Source organism: Fundidesulfovibrio putealis DSM 16056 (assembly GCF_000429325.1).
Lineage (GTDB): Bacteria > Desulfobacterota > Desulfovibrionia > Desulfovibrionales > Desulfovibrionaceae > Fundidesulfovibrio > Fundidesulfovibrio putealis.
The window spans coordinates 58,663-76,911 of record NZ_AUBQ01000018.1; the positions used below are offsets into that span (position 1 = coordinate 58,663).

The 18,249-nt window shown below is 63.9% G+C and carries 17 protein-coding genes; 5 read left to right on the forward strand and 12 right to left on the reverse strand.

The window, feature by feature from the left end:
• Positions 1-155: 155 nt before the first annotated feature.
• On the reverse strand, positions 156-1,352 hold the full coding sequence (locus tag G453_RS0115315) for an EAL and HDOD domain-containing protein (RefSeq protein WP_156920961.1): 1,197 nt from the start codon (positions 1,350-1,352) through the stop codon (positions 156-158).
• A 312-nt stretch (positions 1,353-1,664) separates the two neighbouring features.
• Here G453_RS0115315 and gpt point away from each other — a divergent pair, with 312 nt between their 5' ends.
• Positions 1,665-2,159 carry a xanthine phosphoribosyltransferase gene (gpt, locus tag G453_RS0115320; RefSeq protein WP_027191756.1) on the forward strand — a complete coding sequence of 165 codons (495 nt, stop codon included), beginning with the start codon at positions 1,665-1,667 and terminating at the stop codon, positions 2,157-2,159.
• A gap of 78 nt (positions 2,160-2,237) precedes the next feature.
• Here the strand turns inward: gpt and G453_RS0115325 are convergent, their stop codons facing one another.
• Both G453_RS0115325 and G453_RS0115330 read right to left on the reverse strand, forming a co-directional pair.
• Positions 2,238-2,843, reverse strand: a complete 606-nt coding sequence (locus G453_RS0115325; RefSeq protein WP_027191757.1) for a LysE family translocator — start codon at positions 2,841-2,843, stop codon at positions 2,238-2,240.
• Positions 2,844-2,852: 9 nt separating this feature from the next.
• Positions 2,853-3,680: an AraC family transcriptional regulator gene (locus G453_RS0115330; RefSeq protein WP_027191758.1), complete on the reverse strand. Its 828-nt coding sequence runs from the start codon at positions 3,678-3,680 to the stop codon at positions 2,853-2,855.
• Between the two features lie 197 nt (positions 3,681-3,877).
• On the opposite strand from G453_RS0115330, the gene G453_RS0115335 reads away from it, so the two are divergent.
• The 3 genes from G453_RS0115335 (at position 3,878) to G453_RS0115345 (ending at position 5,065) form a co-directional block, all read left to right on the forward strand.
• Entirely contained in the window at positions 3,878-4,375 is a 498-nt protein-coding gene (locus tag G453_RS0115335; RefSeq protein WP_027191759.1) for a DinB family protein, read from the forward strand.
• 111 nt (positions 4,376-4,486) lie between these two features.
• Positions 4,487-4,669: a type II toxin-antitoxin system HicA family toxin gene (locus G453_RS27350; RefSeq protein ID WP_084502409.1), complete on the forward strand. Its 183-nt coding sequence runs from the start codon at positions 4,487-4,489 to the stop codon at positions 4,667-4,669.
• A 9-nt stretch (positions 4,670-4,678) separates the two neighbouring features.
• A complete protein-coding gene (locus G453_RS0115345; protein ID WP_027191761.1) occupies positions 4,679-5,065 on the forward strand; it encodes a type II toxin-antitoxin system HicB family antitoxin in 387 nt (128 codons plus the stop codon).
• Positions 5,066-5,300: 235 nt separating this feature from the next.
• Here the strand turns inward: G453_RS0115345 and G453_RS0115350 are convergent, their stop codons facing one another.
• The 3 genes from G453_RS0115350 to upp all read right to left on the reverse strand — a co-directional run bounded on the left by G453_RS0115350 (position 5,301) and on the right by upp (position 8,258).
• The gene (locus tag G453_RS0115350) at positions 5,301-6,065 is read right to left on the reverse strand and encodes a DsbA family protein (protein WP_027191762.1); all 765 of its coding nucleotides are present in this window, start codon (positions 6,063-6,065) and stop codon (positions 5,301-5,303) included.
• A 300-nt stretch (positions 6,066-6,365) separates the two neighbouring features.
• Positions 6,366-7,619, reverse strand: coding sequence for a uracil-xanthine permease family protein (locus G453_RS0115355; RefSeq protein WP_027191763.1), 1,254 nt, complete (start codon positions 7,617-7,619; stop codon positions 6,366-6,368).
• Between the two features lie 12 nt (positions 7,620-7,631).
• On the reverse strand, positions 7,632-8,258 hold the full coding sequence (gene upp / locus G453_RS0115360) for a uracil phosphoribosyltransferase (protein ID WP_027191764.1): 627 nt from the start codon (positions 8,256-8,258) through the stop codon (positions 7,632-7,634).
• A gap of 362 nt (positions 8,259-8,620) precedes the next feature.
• On the opposite strand from upp, the gene G453_RS24465 reads away from it, so the two are divergent.
• Positions 8,621-10,459 carry a DEAD/DEAH box helicase gene (locus G453_RS24465; protein ID WP_156920962.1) on the forward strand — a complete coding sequence of 613 codons (1,839 nt, stop codon included), beginning with the start codon at positions 8,621-8,623 and terminating at the stop codon, positions 10,457-10,459.
• Positions 10,460-10,631: 172 nt separating this feature from the next.
• Here the strand turns inward: G453_RS24465 and G453_RS0115370 are convergent, their stop codons facing one another.
• The 6 genes from G453_RS0115370 to G453_RS0115395 form a co-directional block, all read right to left on the reverse strand.
• Positions 10,632-11,891 carry a hypothetical protein gene (locus G453_RS0115370; RefSeq protein WP_027191765.1) on the reverse strand — a complete coding sequence of 420 codons (1,260 nt, stop codon included), beginning with the start codon at positions 11,889-11,891 and terminating at the stop codon, positions 10,632-10,634.
• A gap of 284 nt (positions 11,892-12,175) precedes the next feature.
• Complete coding sequence (locus tag G453_RS0115375) at positions 12,176-13,183, reverse strand: ABC transporter ATP-binding protein (RefSeq protein WP_027191766.1); 1,008 nt, start codon at positions 13,181-13,183, stop codon at positions 12,176-12,178.
• Positions 13,180-14,160, reverse strand: coding sequence for an ABC transporter ATP-binding protein (locus tag G453_RS0115380; RefSeq protein WP_027191767.1), 981 nt, complete (start codon positions 14,158-14,160; stop codon positions 13,180-13,182). Before G453_RS0115380 ends, G453_RS0115375 begins: the two co-directional genes overlap by 4 nt.
• A gap of 4 nt (positions 14,161-14,164) precedes the next feature.
• The gene (locus G453_RS0115385; RefSeq protein WP_027191768.1) at positions 14,165-15,097 is read right to left on the reverse strand and encodes an ABC transporter permease; all 933 of its coding nucleotides are present in this window, start codon (positions 15,095-15,097) and stop codon (positions 14,165-14,167) included.
• Position 15,098: 1 nt separating this feature from the next.
• Positions 15,099-16,076, reverse strand: coding sequence for an ABC transporter permease (locus G453_RS0115390; protein ID WP_027191769.1), 978 nt, complete (start codon positions 16,074-16,076; stop codon positions 15,099-15,101).
• 480 nt (positions 16,077-16,556) lie between these two features.
• The gene (locus G453_RS0115395; RefSeq protein ID WP_027191770.1) at positions 16,557-18,107 is read right to left on the reverse strand and encodes an ABC transporter substrate-binding protein; all 1,551 of its coding nucleotides are present in this window, start codon (positions 18,105-18,107) and stop codon (positions 16,557-16,559) included.
• Positions 18,108-18,249 lie beyond the last annotated feature (142 nt).

An 18,249-nucleotide genomic window follows, 5' to 3' on the forward strand; every position in this document is an offset into this window, starting at 1 on the left:
GGGTGGTTGTTTTTCTCGAAATTTTCAGCCCGGCCAGGGATGGCGAGGTCTCGTGCGTCGTTCTCAAAACAGGTTCACGCAGTTCATGAACCTGAACAAAGAGAACCATTTATTTTGATATTGAAAAACATGGTCATGTTTTTCAATAACGCGGCCTAGTCCGCGACCGCCTGAACGACGCCTTCCTTGCCCGCCTTGAAACAGACCCTGGCCCAGCGCGAGGCGGCCAGATAATCCCTGGCGGCGGCGAAGTGGCTGATCTTCTTGCCGGAGAGCAGCACACCCACGTCGCACCAGCGGTTCTGGTCCATGCAACTCAGGAGCTCCAGCCACGGGCTCAGGGCGTTCTTGTCGCCGCACAGGGCCGCCTTGATGCGCGGGTCCATGGGCATGGTGGGCGTGAGCTCGCTCATGGGCTGGCCCATCATGGCGTCGAGCAGTGAAAACAGGCCCAAGAGGAACATGGACTTGGGCGGCAGCGGGGAGGAAGGGGTGCGCTGCGAAAGCTTCTCCAGGAAGCTGCCGCGCTGAAGCGAAAGATAGGCCAGCTCCTCGCCCTTGGGGCTGGCGTCCAGGCTGGCCACCAGGGCCATCATGGCCCAGCGCTTGAAGGCCGTGTCGCCCATGATGGCCACGGCGTGCTCGATGGAGTCCACCGTGCGCCCAAGGCCCATGCCCGGCGCGTTCACATAGCGCAGCAGCCGGTAGCTGAGCAGCACGTCCTTGGCCAGGGTGGCGGCCATGTCCTTGTAGGTGGTCTCTTCTTCCAGGAGCTTGCCCATGAGCTCCACGCGCGTGAGCTGGTTGGCTTCGAGCTTGCGCCCCTTAACGATCTCCGGGCGGCCGAAAAAGCTGCCCTGGAAGGCGTCGAACCCGAGCGCGCGGCATCCGGCGAAAGCCTCCCAGGAGTTCACGTTGTCCACCATGCAGGAGACGTTCAAATTTTTCAGGAACTTGCGATCCTTGGCCAACTCCATGGGCTTTAAGCGCTCCAAGTCCAGGATGACCGTATCGGCGAAGCGCATCAGGGGGGCGTAGCCCTGGCAGGACTCGTCAAACCGCAGGGCGATGCGGTAGCCGAACTCGTTCAGAAAAGAGAGGACCTCCTCCAGGTTTTCGCGTTCGGTCTGCTCCGGGCTCACCACCAGATGGCAGAAGTCCATGGGGAGCAGGTGCACCTCGGGCGCGTCCAGCATGACGTCCGGCACACTGATCAGGAGCCGGTCGGACTCCTCCAGCAATATCTGGAGTTCCGAGGCTCCGTCGCTGACCATCCAGGAGAAAGCGTCCACATCCACATGGGCGGAGTTCGATGACGTCAGGCAGGAACGGGCCGCAACTTCGTACGCCACCACCTTTTTGGATTTGTCAAAAACGGGATGGCGAGACAGAAAACAGGAAGAGGATTCATCAGAAGCGGAACCGTTAATTTCCACGTTTCATTTCTCGCACTTGGAGTGTTACGCCTTGGCTGGACAGGAAAATCTGCAGTATTATCAACTAATTGTTACTCTACATTTTTTTGTGCGCGATGGCAAGCCTGAAGCTTCGCAGCCCGCATGAATACAGGGCCGCCACCTCTCGGGGCAGCCGCCGGGGCTTGCCCGGCGCGAAGAAATACCCTACTGAGCCAAGCACTTTCCACCCCACACAGGAGCCTTAGCATGTCCGACTCCGAACGTTATCACCGCATGTATCCCGTCAGCTGGGATCATCTGCACCGCGACTGCAAAGCCCTCTCCTGGCGGCTGATGGAGCTCGGCCCCTGGAAGGGAATCTACGCCATCACCAAGGGCGGGCTCATCCCGGCGGCCATCCTTGCGCGCGAACTGGACGTGCGGGTCATCGACACCATCTGCGTGGCCAGCTACGACTGGCAGAGCCAGGGCGACAAGGTAACCGTCCTCAAGGGCGTGGTGGGGGACGGCGAAGGCTGGCTGCTGGTGGACGACCTGGTGGACACCGGCAAGACCGCCAAGGCCGTGCGCGAGATGGTCCCCAAGGCCTACTTCGCCACCGTGTACGCCAAGCCCGAGGGGCGTCCCCTGGTGGACGCCTACATCACCGAAGTGAGCCAGGACACCTGGATCCTCTTCCCCTGGGACTCCGAGCCGCAGTTCATCCAGCCTATCGCCAAGAGCGCCAAGACCGGCGAGTAGACGACTCTCCCCGAATACGGCGAACAGACGAACGCCCGGCCCCGCAATGCGGAGCCGGGCGTTCGTCTGTTCGCCGGACTACCTGCCGAGCGGGAGAACGACGTGGTGGTAGGCGATGTCGAAGGCCACGAACACCAGCAAAAGGCCCATGAGCAGGTTGAACATCCTGAAGACGGCGGGCCGTGCGACCCTCCGCCCCACGGCCATGCCCGCCACGGCGTAGGCCATGGGCGCGCCGAAGCCCAGCAGGGAGAGCAGCGCCGACCACACCGCGATCTGAACGCCCGTGATGTCCGCCGCCGGGAACTGCACCGTGGCCACCGGCAGCACCACCATGAAGGATTTGGGGTTCAGAAGCTGCATGAGCAGGCCGTCCCTGTAGGTCAGGCTGGCGGACGGCCTGTCCGGGCCGTCCAGGTTCACGCGGGAGGTGAACACCTTCCAGGCCAGATACAGGATGAATCCGCACCCGAGCACACCCAGGTACGGCTGCATGGCCTGGTCCGCCAGGGAGCTCCCGGCGTAGCCCACCAGGATGAACCACGCGCACAGGGCGCTGGACACCCCCAGCGAGAACGGAATCTGCGCGGTCAGCCTGCTGCGCAACCCGCTGTTGAAGCTGAGCAGGTTCACCGGCCCCGGCGTGTACATGATCCCTATCGAGAACATGATAATGTTGAGCATGGCATTCTCCTAACGCAGCAGCTGGACCTGGTACTGTTTCGGGGTGACGCCATAGGCCCGCTTGAAGCGCCTGTTCAGGTGGCTCACGTCGGAAAATCCAAGCAGCTGCGCCGTTTGCGTGGGCGAAGTCCCTTCCGAGAGGACGGCCTTGGCCCTGTTGATCCGGCAGTTGAGCACGTACTGGTGCGGCGTGCTCCCGAAGTGGCCGTGGAACATGCGGATGAAGTGGTACTTGGAGAGGTTGGCCACCGCGCTCAGTTCTTCGATGGAGATGTCGCGCTCCAGATTGGCGTGGATGTAGTCGCGCGCCTGGACCATCCTGGCCTCCTTCCTGTGCGGCCAGTCGCCGGGGGCGGGCGCGCCGGACTTGCGGGAAAGTATCCTGGCGATCTCGTACAGTCGCATCTCCTGCTCCAGCACGGAGCCGCGCCGGGACGTCACCAGGCTGGAGAGCGCGAGCACGTGCGAGCCGAGCGCGCGGTCACGGCAGACCGTCACCGGGACCCGCAAGGATGCGTCCCCGTGGCGTTGCGTGTCTCGCGCAAGCTCGGCGATCCGGTCCGGGCGGATGTAGAGCATGGTGTACCTGAGCGTGGACCCGTCGCCGGGGTGGCCGTCGTGGACGTCGCCAGGATTGAACAGGATGACGTTGCCGGGCATGCTCCTGTAGCCGACGCCCCCGCAGGAGAAGTCCTGGCGGCCCTCGAGGGTGACGCCCACGGCGATCTCCTCGTGCGCGTGCTTCTCATAGGAGAAGTCGCACATCACGGCGTCGAGCACCGTGACCCCAGGCAGGCGCCTGCTGTGCGTGAAGTTGAATTGGTTGTCCCTGTTCATGGCTGATCCCCGGCCTCGTTGTCGTGGGTCGAGTTCTACACTTTCGCCCGGCGGGCGACTTGAACAAAATTGCTCATTTCATCAATACGGCGAGAAAGACGGATGTGGCCGCTCACGCGAATATTGCCTTATTCGCCGGGAGTGGAGTATTTTGACTTAAATTGGAACCCGCGTGCGGGTTTACGGAGGTATCAAACATGGCTGACATGACTGGAGCGCAACTGGCGCAGGTGGTCCGGGAAAAGATGTCGGAGCTCGCCACGGCCTGCCAGGGCGTGGACGAGGCCGACGCATCCCGGTCTCCCGAGGGCCGCTGGTCGCCCAAGGAAATCCTCTCGCACCTGATCGGGCCGGGCAAGGACGCCCACGTCAAGGTGATGCGCCGGTTCCTGGAAGAAAACACCCCCACCCTTGATCTAATCCCCGAAAACACCCACTTCAGCCCTGAGCGGGCCGGAACGCCCTTTGCCAAGCTCTGCCGCGAAGCCCTGGAGGAATACGGACGGATTGCCGATTTCGCCGCGTCGCTCACACAGGAGCAGCTTTCGCGCAAGGCGCGCATCCCCATGCTCAAGGAATCGCCGCTGGGTGAATACCCGACATTGGGGAAACTGATCTTCGGGCTGGGGGATTTCCACGTGCAGTTCCACATCAAGCACATGCAGGAGGTGCTCAAGGAGCTTTCGGGTTCGTAAAGACGCCGCCCACCCTCAACGAGATTCGTACACTGACAAGAAATGGCTCCGGAACCGGAGCCTTTTCTTTGCCCCCTCGACAATACACATCACAGTGTGTATCGTCATCGCATGAACAGCGCGGAACTCGCCAAGATTCTTGTCCAAGCCGGTTTCAAGCTGGTGAGTATCCGAGGCAGCCATCACAAATACCGCCACCCCGACGGTCGAGTCGCAATCGTCCCGCATCCCAGGAAAGATCTCGGCGTGGGGCTGGTCAACAAAATCCTGCGCAAGGATGCCAGGATCGAATAGGAGGGGAAAATGTTCTTTCCCGCCGCGATTTTCATTGAAGAAGGCAAGGCGTACGGCGTGACGCTTCCCGACATACCGGGGTGCAACACGGCTGGAGACACCCTGGAAGAGGCGCTGGGAAACGTCCAGGAGGCCGTCGAACTCCTGCTGGAGGACGCCTCCCGGAAGCCCGCGTCGGCTGGCCTGGAAGCCTACAAAGACGACCCGCTCTACAAGGACGCGGTGTGGGCCATGGTCAATGTGGACCTCGGCTTTCTGGACGAACGCACGGTCCGCGTGAACGTGTCCTTTCCTGCCGGAACACTCGAAGAGATCGACAAGGCGGCCAAGGGGCGCGGACTGACCCGCTCCGCATTCCTCACGCGCGCCGCGCGCCACGAAATGGCCTCGATGTAGCCCCGGCTGCCCCGCCCCCCCCAAACACGCCCGCGCACGATGCGAAGCAAATCGCCGGGTCCAGGGGAGGCTTTTCCCCTGGCGGGTGCAGGGCAGCGCCCTGCCGGGTCTGGGCGGAGCCCAGCTCGTGTTGCGTCCTCAAAATCCGTCCATACGGATTATCAAGGCAACCAGCCAAAACCACTTATTTACAGCTTGAATAACATATTCATGTCTCTCAAACTCCGACACCAGGCTACTTCTTCCCGGCAGTCAGACTGATGACCTCCTCGAACTCCGCCAGCGGCTGCGCGCCCCGGATGGACACGCCGTTGACCACGTAGGCGGGCGTGCCCTGAATCTCGTACTGGCGGGACTCCTTGTCGTCCGCGTTCAGCCGCGCCATGAGCTCCTTGCCGTTCACGTCGGCGGCCAAGCGCGACATGTCGGCCTTGACCTCTTTGGCGAACTTTTTCAGCGTGTCTTCCTTGCCCTTGATGACCTCTTCCTGCGCCGCGAAGACCAGATCATGGAACTTTTTGGCCTTGGCCCGGTCCTGGAGCAGGATGGCCTCGTAGTACAGAGCCGCCTTCATGGACGTATCCTCGCCGGGCATGTGCTTGAACACCACGCGGATCGTGTCCGGATGCGCGACCACGAGCGCGTCCAGGGTCTTGGCCCCCTTGGCGCAGTAGGAGCACAGGAAATCCGAATATTCCACGATGGTCACGGGGGCGTCAGGGTTTCCCACGACCACGCGGGCCGCATCCACCACCGGAGCCAGGGGCTTGGCCAGCTCGGCGTCGCGGCGCTTCTTCACGTCGGCGGCGCGCTTGGCCTTGACGCCCGAGTCCACTATTTCAAACAACTCGATGTTGTGTTCGCGCAAAACATCCAGAAGGACATCCGGATTCTCCTTCAGGGCTTTGCGCAAGTCTTCCTTGGTGACGGCGGAGAAGGCGGTCATGGACACGCCCAGACTCAGGGCGATAACAATTGCGATGAGAGCAAATTTACGCATGAGTGGTCCTTTGCGATTCGGGTTACGGCCAGAGTCTGGCCGACGCTGGCGCTCAGTATGACGCGTTCAGGTCGGCAAATCCAGCAGAAACAAAAATAGAATCAATCGGGTATCGAAATACCGCACGCAACTCCCCAAAAAAAGCCGGACCAGGATCGATCAATCCTGGTCCGGTCGTGCGCACATTACGCGAAGCCAACTGAGGGTCCAGGGGGATCATCCCCCTGGCGGATGCAGGGCAGCGCCCTGCCGGGTCTGGGCGGAGCCCAGCAGGACTCGGCCACAGCCCGAAATTCCTGCTTAACTCTCCGTCTCGACTCTGTCGCGCGGCAGAAGCGCGTTCAGCAACACGCCCGCCACACCGGCCAGTCCGATGCCTTCCAGGTGGATGCCCCAGAAGGAGAAGCTCATCTTGCCCATGCCGAGCACCACGATGAGCGCCACGATGACCATGTTGCGCGGCTTCATCAGGTCCTGCCCGTCCTGCACCAGGGAGTTGAGCCCCACCACCATGATGGCGCCGAACAGCAGCAGCATGATGCCGCCCATGACGGGCGCGGGGATGGTCTGGAGCAGCGCGCCCAGCTTGCCGATGAAGGCAAGGCCGATGGCGGTGATGGAGGCCCAGGTCATGAGCGCCGGGTTGTAGATCTTGATGAGCGAGACAGCGCCGGTGACTTCGGCGTAGGTGGTCAGGGGCGGTCCGCCCAGGCAACCGGCCAGGGTGGTGGCCACGCCGTCGCCCATGAGGGAGCGGTGCACGCCGGGCTTGTCGATGTAGTTCTTGCCGGTGACCGAGCCGATGGCCAGGATGGAGCCGATGTGCTCGATGATGGGGGCGATGGCCACGGGCATGATGATGAGAATGGCCTCGAGGCTGAAGGTGGGGGTGACGAAGTTCGGCAGCTTGAACCAGGGGGCGGCGGCCACGGGGGCGAAGTCCACGATGCCCATGGCGAGGCTCACGGCGTAGCCCGCGATGATGCCGCACAGGATGGGGATGAGCTTCAGGATGCCCTTGCCCTTGATGGCCACCAGCACGGTGACGGCCAGGGAGATCATGGAGATGATCATGGCCTGGTTCTCGGGATAGAGCACCTTGGCGCCGTCGCCGGTCTTGCCCATGGCCATGTACACGCCGACAGGGGCGAGGATCAGGCCGATGACCATGATCACCGGGCCAGTGACGATGTGGGGCAGGTAGCGCTTCAGGAACGCGGTGCCCTTGGCTTTGATGATGAAGGCGAACAGCATGTACATGACGCCCACGGAAGCGAGCCCGCCCAGGGTGGCCGCCATGCCGTAGCGCTGCATGCTGAGCATCACCGGGGCGATGAATGCGAAGGAGGAGCCCAGGAAGATGGGGATCTGGAACTTGGTGAGCACCTGATAGATGAGCGTGCCGACGCCTGCGGTGAAGAGCGCCACGTTGGGGTCCAGGCCCGTGAGCAGGGGCACCAGCACCAGCGCGCCGAAGGCAACGAAGAGCATCTGCGCGCCGACGGGGAAGTCGCGGGCACGCAGCTTGTAATCAGTGGGAAGTGACTGCGCCATGTGACGGACTCCTTATTTGGTGCCGAAGATTTTGTCGCCCGCGTCGCCAAGGCCGGGGATGATGTAGCCCACGTCGTTCAGGCGCTCATCGATGGCGGCCACGTAGACGTGCACGTCGGGGTGGGCGGCCTCCAGCCTGGCCAGGCCTTCGGGGGCGGCCACCAGGAACAGGCCCTTGATCTTCTTGCATCCGGCCTCCTTGAGGAGGTCGATGGTGGCGATGAGCGTTCCGCCGGTGGCCAGCATGGGGTCGAGGATCAGCGCGGTGCGCTTCTCGATGGCCTTGGCCAGCTTCACGTAGTAGCGCACCGGCTCCAGGGTCTCTTCGTTGCGGTACATGCCCACCACGCTGACCTTCGCGCCGGGGATCATGTCCAGCACGCCGTCCATCATGCCCAGGCCCGCGCGCAACACCGGCACCACGGTGATCTTCTTGCCCTTGATCTGCTCCACTTCCACGTCGCCCGCCCAGCCCTTGATGACCTTCTTCTCGGTCTTCAGGTCCTTGGTGGCCTCGTAGGTAAGAAGCCTGGCCACTTCGTTGGCCAGATCGCGGAAGTTGTTGGTGCTCACGCCGTTTTCGCGCAAAATGCCCAGCTTATGTCTGACCAGCGGATGATCGACCACGGTTACCGGCATGCCCCGCTCCTTGTTGTCTTATGGTTGACGAAAAATCGGAAAAACCTCCGGTTTTTTGCAGAAGAGCAGGCCTGGGTCAAGGCCGTTTCATCCGGTTCAAACCCGGAAGTGAAATAATACGAATACGGTCGTGAAAGAAGTTGACACCATCCAGGAAAGGCTTAGAAGGAGTGCTTGGCGGTTATCCGCCCCGGCATGCCTGCCTGCGAGGCGAGGACCAGCTGCAAGTCCCGCCCCATCCCAATCAGACTGTATTTGCCGCACCGGCATTTTCCCCGATGAAGCCTCCTTGACCGTGTTTGCAGCTAAAAAGCGTGTCATATCTGCGTCATCGCTCTGCAACACGAACCCAAGGATCTCCTTTGCAATTCGCAGACTTCGATTTTCATTCCGCTATTTCCACCAACATCAAGGCTCTCGGCTACGAAACCCCCACCCCCATTCAGGCTGAGGCCATGCCTCATGTCGTTGCGGGGCGTGACGTCATGGGTCTGGCCCAGACCGGCACCGGCAAGACCGCCGCGTTCCTGCTGCCCATAATCGACAGGTTCCTGAAGAATCCCAAGCCGCTTCGCGGCTCGTGCCGTTGCCTGATCATCGCCCCCACCCGCGAGCTGGCCGAACAGATTCACGAGAGCGCCCGCGAATACACCAAGGGACTGCGCTTCCGCACCGTCACCGTGTACGGCGGCGTGGGCCTCGGCCCCCAGGCCAACAACCTGCGTCGCGGCGCGGACATCGTGGTTGCCTGCCCCGGCCGCCTGCTGGACCACCTGAACCAGGGCAACGCCAACCTCTCCGGCGTTGACGTGCTGGTCCTGGACGAAGCCGACCACATGTTCGACATGGGCTTTCTGCCCGACATCAAGAAAATCCTGTCCAGGCTGCCCGCCGAGCGCCAGACCCTGCTCTTCTCGGCCACCATGCCCGATTCCATTCGCGGCCTGGCCAACGAGACCCTGAAGGACCCGGCCCTGGTGCGCATCGGCCGCACGGCCCCGGCCTGCACCATCGAGCAGTGCCTGTACCCCGTGCCCCAGCACCTGAAGACCAAGCTTCTGCTTACCCTGCTGGACGACAACAAGGAAGGCTCCGTGCTGGTGTTCACCCGCACCAAGCACCGCGCCAAGCGCCTGGCCGAGCAGCTGGACCGCAGCGGCTATTCCAGCTCCTGCCTCCAGGGCAACCTGAGCCAGGCCCAGCGCCAGAAGGCCATGGAAGGCTTCCGGGCGGGACGCTTCCGCATCCTGGTGGCCACCGACATCGCCGCGCGCGGCATCGACGTGTCCCGCGTGTCCCACGTGGTCAACTATGACCTGCCCGACACCCCCGAGACCTACACGCACCGCGTGGGCCGCACCGGCCGCGCCGAGCGCGAGGGTCAGGCCCACTCGCTGGTGACCAGCGATGACGTGTCCATGGTCAGGGCCATCGAGCGCCTGCTGGGCAAGGCCATCGACCGCCGCAAGCTGCCCGGCTTCGACTACGCGGCCACCAACACCGAACGCAACACCGAGTTCGACCGTCCGCCCCTTCGCAACGAGCGCTCCGGCCACGGCCAGCGCGGCCAGTACGGCCGCTCCGGCTCCGCCTACAGCGCAGCCAATGGCGGCGCAGGCGATTCCAGCAGGTCCGCCTACGGCGACCGTGGCCACGGGCATCACGCTTCGGGCGCTCCTTCCAGGGGCAACGCCGGTTCCTACGGTTCCGACCAGCCCCGCAGCAACGCCCCCGACCGTGAAGGCAACTCCTGGCAGGCCCCGCGCGGCCAGTACCAGGGCCGCCCCGCACGCGCCGAAGGCCAGGGCGGTTACGCCCGCACCGGCTCCCAGGCCCCCGCTGGCCGCTACGCCGATAACGGCGGCAGGCCTGCCGCTCCCCGCACCGACCGTCAGGACGGCGGCAACTGGCGCGGCCAGGACAACCGCCGCACCGAAGGCTATCAGGGCCAGCCCCGCCGCCAGGAAGGCGAACGCACCGACACCCGCCGCACCTACGGCGAGCCGGGCCAGAGCCGTCCTTATGCCGGAGCCGGACGCGAGGACACCCCCCGCGCCGCCCGCCCCTACAACAACCGTGGCGGCAACCAGGGCTTCTACGGTCGTCCCACTGAAGGCGACGCCTCCGGCAACCGCGAGACCACCCGCCGCGAGCAGGACGAACGTCCCGCCGCCAAGCGCGAGGATGGACAGGCCGCCTAAGCGCCTGACCTAGCTGATACATCAAGGGGGCCTCACGGCCCCCTTTTTATTTCCTGCGCAACACGGTCCGCTTCCAGCTTTTCATCCCCCAGGCGGCCTGCATCCCCTGGCCGCGACACTCCTTCCGCCATCCGGGCACGTTTCCGGCCACGCTCCAATGCCCCGCCCCGCGTCACATGGTCTCGCCCATCAGCTCCTTGCCCGCTTTCTCCCGGATGGTCCACTTGCGGGCGGTCAGCGCCTTTCTGGCCGCAGGGCTGACCGTGCCGGTCAGCCACAGCTCCACGCCGGTTACGTTGTGCCGCTCCAACGCGGCCTCCACGCTTTTGGTCAGGTCGGACAGGTTTTTGGTCCAGCACAGGTGGTCCAGCGGGAAGCACAGCACCAGCCTGCGGTCACTACTCACCGCGCCCGGCAGCGCCCCAACGGGCGTGAACCCGCGCAGCGCAGACACGACGCGATGATATCCGGCGTACATCCTGGCCATGCGCACGGTGAAGTTGGCCTGATCCTGATCGGCCACTTTTGCGGCCAGACGCAAGAATTCCGACTTGCTCCCGGCGCGGCGCATGTCGTTTAAGTACTTCACCAGAAGAGTCTGCTGGGTGGGCGTGAACTCAGCGTTGTCCATGAAGGCAGTGAGGGACTTTTCCTGGATTCCCATGGACTGGAGCAGCTGACGGTTCTGCATGCGCAGCTCCGCAGGAGGCAGGGCCAGATCGACTTCCTTGAGCCAGCTCACGCCGCCAACGGACGAGACCGCGATGCCCACCCCGCCGGGGATCAGCACCTTGAGGCCGGTGGCGGTGAGCCCCCCGGCGTAGCCAGCCCCGGCCACAGAGCGCAGGCGCTCCTGCATGGGCTGGTTGGCGGAGTACGGGTCCACGCCGTAGGCTACGGCGTATTCCCGGCGTGATGATGCGAACCCGGTAAGCTTGGCCCCGGTGGAATCCTCGTATTTGCTGGCAGGGCTGCCGTTCATGGACTCGTCGGCGCGCGAAAAGAGCTTGCCCACGCCGGAAGCCGCGTCGCCAAGAGTCTTCACCGGTTCCGTGACCAGGTTCTTGACGCCCATCACCACGCTCACGCCGCCGTCCCATACGCCCTTGCCGAACTCCTGCGCGCCGCTGGCCTTGTCCATGGCGGCCATGGCCGCGAACTCGTCCACGCGCTGAGCCAGCAGCGCGGTTGAGGTGACCTTGTACTGCCCGTAGCGGGAGCGAACGGTGTAGAAGTTCATGTAGCCGTCGTTCTGCACAGCTTCTTCCACGCGGTGATGCGGCCCTGAAAGCAGGGCCGGGGGAAGGATGCGCGAGGCGACCAGATTGTAGGGGTGCTCGAAGGGCTCAGGCTTGGGCGAAACGAACGGCAGGGCCTGGACGCTGCCGGGAACGGCAAACAGCGCGAGAAAGAGGCAGGCGGCTAACGCCATGAACGCGCACGGTCTGGGCAATCGCGGGACGTCCTGGGCTTGGATTGGATTCCGTCAGGAAACGCACGTACTTGGTAAGGCACGCGAAGAAGACAGTGCCCGCTTCCGCCAGGGTTCGCAAGCCCCGAGCGCCGAGCAGCTCCGTCCAGGCTCGCAAAAGCACGACAGGCCCCATAAGGGATTCCACAAGGGCGGAGCCCTTTGGCCGCCGGAGGCTTTCCCCCGCGACCATCTCCCCGCTCCAGCCAGCCGATCTCTCCCCTACCCGCTTAACCTTGGCGAGACTAAATACGCCCCTCCTGCACGCCGTGGCAGGCGACCATGTGCCCCGGCTCGGCCTCGAAGACCACGGGAACCTCCACGCGGCAGCGTTCCTCTGCGTGCTTGCAGCGGCCGTGGAACACGCAGCCGGGCGGCAGGTTGATGGGCGAGGGGATCTCGCCGATCAGGCGCACGCGCTTGGCCGGGTCCGCGCCCAGCCTGGGAATGGCCGAGAGCAGCGCCTGGGTGTAGGGGTGCAGCGGCCTGTCGAACAGGGTGTCCGCGTCGGTCAGCTCGCACAGGGAGCCCAGGTACATGACCGCCACGCGGGTGGAGATGTGGCGCACCACGCCCAGGTCGTGGCTGATGAACAGATAGGTCAGGCCGCGCTGCTCCTGGGCGTCCATGAGCAGGTTCAGGATCTGGGCCTGGATGGATACGTCCAGCGCGGAGATGGGCTCGTCGGCCACGATGAACTCCGGGTCCACGGTGAGCGCGCGGGCGATGGACACACGCTGGCGCTGGCCGCCGGAGAACTCGTGCGGGTAGTTGCCGGCCCAGGCCGGGTCCAGGCCCACCTGGCACATAACCTCGGCCACGCGCTCCGTGACCTGCGCCGGGGAAAGCTCCGGGAAGTGCATGCGCACCGGCTCCTCCAGGATGGAACGCACGGTCAGGCGCGGGTTCAGCGAGGCGTACGGGTCCTGGAAGACCATCTGCATGCGCTTGCGGAAGGGGCGCATATCCTTGGGGGAGAGGTTGTCGGTGCGCTGGCCGTCGAACCAGACCTCGCCCGCCGTGGGGGCGTGCAGGCCGATGACCGCGCGGGCCAGGGTGGACTTGCCGCACCCGGACTCGCCCACTACGGCCAGGGTCTCGCCCTGGGCGATGGACAGGGTCACGCCGTTGACCGCGTTGACCACGGTGCGGCGGCGCACGAGGCGACCGGACTCCAGCTTCAGCTGATCCAGGAAGCCCCCGGAAATGTCGAAGCGTTTCTCGACGTTCTTGATCTCGACCAGGGCGCTCATGAGCGGGCCTCCTGCGTGACGGCGTGGCAGGCCACGCGAACGGCCCCGTGGTCGCACAGGGCGGGAATTTTTTCGGAACACACGGGCATCACGTACTGGCAGCGCGGATGGAACGGACAGCCAGGCGGGATGCTGGTGAGGCCGGGCATCACCCCGGGAATCTGATTCAACCGGCCCCGGCGCTTCTGAAGGCCCGGCAACGCGGCCAGGAGCCCCTGGGTGTAGGGGTGGCTCGGGTTGGTGATGATCTCGGCCGTGGGGCCGACCTCCACGATGTAGCCCGCGTACATGATGGCCATGCGCTGGGTGACCTGGCTGACCACGCCCAGGTCGTGGCTGATGAGGATGAGCCCCATGCGCTCGGACTCGCACAGCTCAAGCAGAAGCTCCATGATCTCGGCCTGGATGGTCACGTCCAGGGCGGTGGAGGGCTCGTCGGCGATGATGAGGGCCGGATCGGACAAGAGCGAGATGGCGATGACGATGCGCTGGCGCATGCCGCCGGAGAATTCGTGCGGGTACTGCTTCAGGCGGCGCTCGGGCGAGGAGATGTGCACCTTGGCCAGCTTGTCCATGGCGATGGCGCGGGCCTCGTCCTCGCTGACGTTGCGGTGGGCGCGCACGGTCTCGAGCATCTGCTGGCCGATGGTGAGCACCGGGTTCAGCGTCATCATGGGGTCCTGGAAGATCATGGCCACGCGGTCGCCCCGGATGGAGCGCATTTCCTCGGGGGAGAGCTTGCTCAGGTCGCGGCCCTCGAAGAGCACCTGCCCGCCGCTGATGTAGCCGGGCTGGCTGATGAGGTTGATGATGGAGAACCCGGTGATGGACTTGCCCGCACCGGATTCGCCCACAAGGCCCAGGCGCTCGCCCTTGGCCACGTCGAAGGTGACGCCCTTGACGGCCTGGTATTTCCCGGAACGAAGCGCGAAAGTGACCTCCAGGTCTTTCACCTGGAGAAGGGTTTCTGGCGTCATGGGGCTACCCCTTCTTGTAGAGCTTGGGGTTCAGGAAATCGCGCAGCCAGTCGCCCAGCAGGTTGATCACCAGGATGAGCACAACCAGCGTGATGCCCGGAAAGGCCGTGATCCACCACGCGCCGCTGAAGATGTACTCGAAGCCGGTCTTGATGAGAGACCCCAGCGACGGGCGCGTGACGGGCATGCCAAGGCCGAGAAACGACAGGGCGGCCTCGCTCATGATGGCTCCGGCCACCTGCACCGTGGCGATGACCAGCACCGGGGAGAGGGTGTTGGGCATGATGTGCTTGAACATGATGCGTAACGGCGGCAGGCCGATGACCCGGGCCGCCTCCACGTATTCCTTCTTCTTCTCGCCCAACACCGAGGCGCGCACCGTGCGCGCCACCTGCGGCCACTCGGCCAAGCCGATGACCAGCACCAGGATGGGCACGGCCATCTGTTCGCGTAGCGCCAGGGCGTGCCTGCCCAGCAGTACGTCCACCAGCACGCTTATGATGATGGCCACCATCAGCGTGGAAAAGGAGAGCTGCACGTCGGCCATGCGCATCAGGAAGGCGTCGGTCTTGCCCCCGGCGTAGCCCGCCGTGAGCCCCAGCACCACGCCGATCAGGCATTGGAGGATGGTGGCTCCCAGGCCGATGATGATGGAGGTGCGCATGCCGTAGAGCATGGCGGAGAGGAGGTCGCGCCCCTGCTGGTCCGTACCCAGGATGAAGTTGGACGAGCCGCCCTCCAGCCACATGGGCGCGGTGCGCGCGTCCAGGATGTCGGTGTTGGAGGCGTCGTACACGTCATGAGGCGCGATGACCGGCGCGAGGAAGGCCGCCGCGACCATCACGAAGAGGACCACGGTGCAGGAGACGGCCACGGGGTCGCGCAGGAAGCGGTACAGGAACCAGGAATCCTTGAAGGCAGTCCATTTGGCAAGCACGTTATTTCCTCCCCGTAACCCGGACCATGGGGTTCACCAGCCCGTAGACAAGGTCCACGACGGTGTTCACGCCCACGAAGATGAGACCGACGACCACCAGATAGGCCACCAGGAGCGAGGTGTCGGCGCGCTCCACGGCCTGCAGGAAGATGAAACCCATGCCCTGCCACTGGAACACCGTCTCGGTGAGGATGGTGAAGGCCAGCATGGTGCCGATGCGCACGCCGCCCACGGTGATCACCGGCAGGAGCGTGTTCTTGAAGGCGTGCACCAGATAGATGCGCCACAGGGGCAGGCCCTTGGCATAGGCGAACTTCACGAACTCGCTCTGGAGCACCTCCATCATCTCGGAGCGGATCAGGCGCACGAACAGCGGCAGCGTGAGCGAGGCCAGCGAGATGGAGGGCAGGATCATGTGGCGGATGCCGTCCCAGGTGGCAAGGCCGGTGGTCCAGCCGCCGGGCAGCACGATGGTGTCGCCGCGACCGAAGGAGGGCAGCCAGCCCAGGTACACCGAGAATATCCAGATGAGGATGATGGCTATGAGGAACACCGGGATGGACACGCCCACGATGGATACGCCCATGATGATGCGCGACAGGACGGACTTGGGCCGTATGGCCGCATAGATGCCCATGGGCAGAGACAGCACCAGCACCCAGATGACCGCGCAGAACACCAGCTCCGCCGTGGCCGGAAACTTCTGGAGGATGACGTCCAGGGCGGGCTTGCCGAACATGTAGGAGATGCCCAGGTCGCCGCGCGCGGCGTTGGTGACGAAGCGGATGTACTGCTTGGGCAGCGGATCGGCCAGGCCCAGCTTCTCGCGCAGGAGCTGTCGCTCCGCCTCGGAGACGGACTCGCCCGCCAGATCGCGGATGGGGTCGCCGATCTTGTGCTGCACGGCGAAGCAGACCAGGCTGATGACGACCATGACCAGCGCGGCCTGGCCTGCCCGTCTGATGAAAAAGGCGAACATTGGTTGACCTCCCTACCGGTGGGGCGTGCCCCGTAATCCCTCCTAGCCGCATGATGGCCGCATGGCGTGAAGCGCCCCGCGCGGGAGAATCGGCGAAAAGCCGAAGCGCAAGGCGTGCCGTGCGGGTCTGAATACGCCCGGAGTCAGAAATAACTGCCTCGCATAGCCGATTTAGGGCCGTTGGTCCAGAGCACGCGGACTTGCGCGGTCCCGGGCACGCTGCCGCCCTGGGGAAACCAACCCGTGGAAATGACGGCTGTTTCGCAAGCATACCGGGCAAGAAAACCGGAACTGTTTTGGTTCGTTTTGTTTCAGGGTGTCGGCTTGCTCCGACGCGCTCCCCCGCAAACGCAAAAAGCCGGAGGGGCATGGCCCCTCCGGCTTGTTCAATCAGTGCGCAGCGTTTTCGCACCGGCTCGCATCGCAAGCGTTTCACCGCCTGCTGGCTCTGGTCCGCCGGCCTGCGCGTTCAGGCGTTTGCTACTCGATGACCAGATCGCCCAGGTACAGGAAGTTCTGCTGGTTGATGCAGGTTTCGAGCTTCACGTTCTTCTTGGCGGCCCAGGACAGGGGCTCGTAGTGCAGGGGGATGAAGGCGGCTTCGTCGTAAGCCATCTTCTCGGCGTTCTGAAGAATCTTGTCGCGCTTCTTCAGGTCGGTCTCGGTGTTGGCGGACTTGACCAGTTCGTCCAGCTTGGGATCGCAGAAACCGGAGCTGTACGCGCCGAATCCCTTGTCCTTGTCGACGCAGAAGACCAGGAATTCGAACAGGTTGGCGGAGTCCTCGGTGTCGGGGTGCCAACCGACCATCTGGAGGCTGGCCTGGCGCTTCTGGAACTCGGGCCAGTACTGGGCGATGGGCATGGTCTTCAGGTCGACCTTGATGTTGATCTTGGCCAGCATGCCTGCAACAGCCTCGGCGATCTTCTCGTCGTTGGTGTAGCGGTTGTTGGGGGCGATCATGGTGATGGTGAAGCCCTTCTCGTAACCGGCTTCCTTCATGAGCTTCTTGGCCTTCTCCACGTCGAAGCGGCCCTTCAGGGTGTCATTGTAGCCGGACATGCCCTTGGCCGAGAACTGGTTGGCGGGCACGGTCAGCTTGTTCATGATCTTGTCAACGATGCCCGCGTTGTTCACGGCGGCGATGACGGCCTGGCGAACGCGCAGGTCCTTGAACTCGGGCTGCACGGCGGGGTTGAAGCCGAAGGTGATCACGCGCCCGGAGGGCATGTTCACCAGGGACAGGCCCTTCTCTTTCTTGATGAGGTCCTGGTCCTGGGGGTTGACGGGGTTGATGAAGTCCACGTCGCCGGACAGCAGGGCCGCGGTGCGGGTGCCGGGGTTCTTGATGGGGGTCAGCACGATCTGGGTGACGTTACCCTTGGACTTCTTGTCCCAGTAGGCGGGGAAGCGGTCCAGCATCATCTTCACCTGGGGCTCGTAGGAGGTGACCTTGAAGGGTCCGGTGCCCGAGGCGTTGGAGTTGGCGAACACGGGGTCGGTCTTGGAGACCAGGTCCTTGTCCTTGCCCGCAGCGTCCTTGCCCGAATAGAACTTGGAGTCCATGGGGAAGATGTAGGTCATCAGGTTGAGCGTCAGGGGCTCGGGGCGGTTGAAGACGAAGTCCACGGTGTGGTCGTCCACGATCACCACGTCCTTGAAAGCGTCGTACAGGGCCTTCCAGTCGGGGGCCTTGCGGATGCGGTCGAAGGTCCACTTCACGTCGGCGGCGGTGAAGGGGTTGCCGGAGTGGAAGGTGACGCCCTTCTTCAGGTAGACGCGCATGGTCAGGGGGTCTTTCTGTTCCCACTTCTCGGCCAGGCGCGCTTCGATCTTCATGTCCTTGGTCCAGCGGACCAGGGGGTCGAAGACCCACTCGGCGTAGGACAGCAGGTTGCCCGACAGCTGGCTCATGTAGTCCAGGCGCGGGGGGTCGGCGTCGAGCGCGAGTTTCAGGGTCTTGGCCTGGGCGTTCACCGCCAGGACCGCCGCCAAGGCCAGCGCGGCCACGACTGCAAGGGGTTTCTTCATACCGTTCTCTCCTGTCTGCGTTGTAGGTCCCTGCGGCAGGATGCCGCCCATTGAGCGCTTGTGTTACAATTCCGACACATTAGCCTGAAAAAAACCTCTTGTGAAGAGCCCGCCGGACGGGCGGCAGTCCCTTCCCAGGCAC

Coding starts and splice junctions, on each gene's coding strand:
- G453_RS0115350 (WP_027191762.1), bottom strand. CDS start 6,065: ATGCGTAAATTTGCTCTCATCGCAATTGTTATCGCCCTGAGTCTGGGC.
- G453_RS0115355 (WP_027191763.1), bottom strand. CDS start 7,619: ATGGCGCAGTCACTTCCCACTGATTACAAGCTGCGTGCCCGCGACTTC.
- G453_RS0115395 (WP_027191770.1), bottom strand. CDS start 18,107: ATGAAGAAACCCCTTGCAGTCGTGGCCGCGCTGGCCTTGGCGGCGGTC.
- gpt (WP_027191756.1), top strand. CDS start 1,665: ATGTCCGACTCCGAACGTTATCACCGCATGTATCCCGTCAGCTGGGAT.
- G453_RS0115330 (WP_027191758.1), bottom strand. CDS start 3,680: ATGAACAGGGACAACCAATTCAACTTCACGCACAGCAGGCGCCTGCCT.
- upp (WP_027191764.1), bottom strand. CDS start 8,258: ATGCCGGTAACCGTGGTCGATCATCCGCTGGTCAGACATAAGCTGGGC.
- G453_RS0115335 (WP_027191759.1), top strand. CDS start 3,878: ATGGCTGACATGACTGGAGCGCAACTGGCGCAGGTGGTCCGGGAAAAG.
- G453_RS0115370 (WP_027191765.1), bottom strand. CDS start 11,891: ATGGCGTTAGCCGCCTGCCTCTTTCTCGCGCTGTTTGCCGTTCCCGGC.
- G453_RS27350 (WP_084502409.1), top strand. CDS start 4,487: ATGAACAGCGCGGAACTCGCCAAGATTCTTGTCCAAGCCGGTTTCAAG.
- G453_RS0115325 (WP_027191757.1), bottom strand. CDS start 2,843: ATGCTCAACATTATCATGTTCTCGATAGGGATCATGTACACGCCGGGG.
- G453_RS0115380 (WP_027191767.1), bottom strand. CDS start 14,160: ATGACGCCAGAAACCCTTCTCCAGGTGAAAGACCTGGAGGTCACTTTC.
- G453_RS0115375 (WP_027191766.1), bottom strand. CDS start 13,183: ATGAGCGCCCTGGTCGAGATCAAGAACGTCGAGAAACGCTTCGACATT.
- G453_RS0115345 (WP_027191761.1), top strand. CDS start 4,679: ATGTTCTTTCCCGCCGCGATTTTCATTGAAGAAGGCAAGGCGTACGGC.
- G453_RS0115390 (WP_027191769.1), bottom strand. CDS start 16,076: ATGTTCGCCTTTTTCATCAGACGGGCAGGCCAGGCCGCGCTGGTCATG.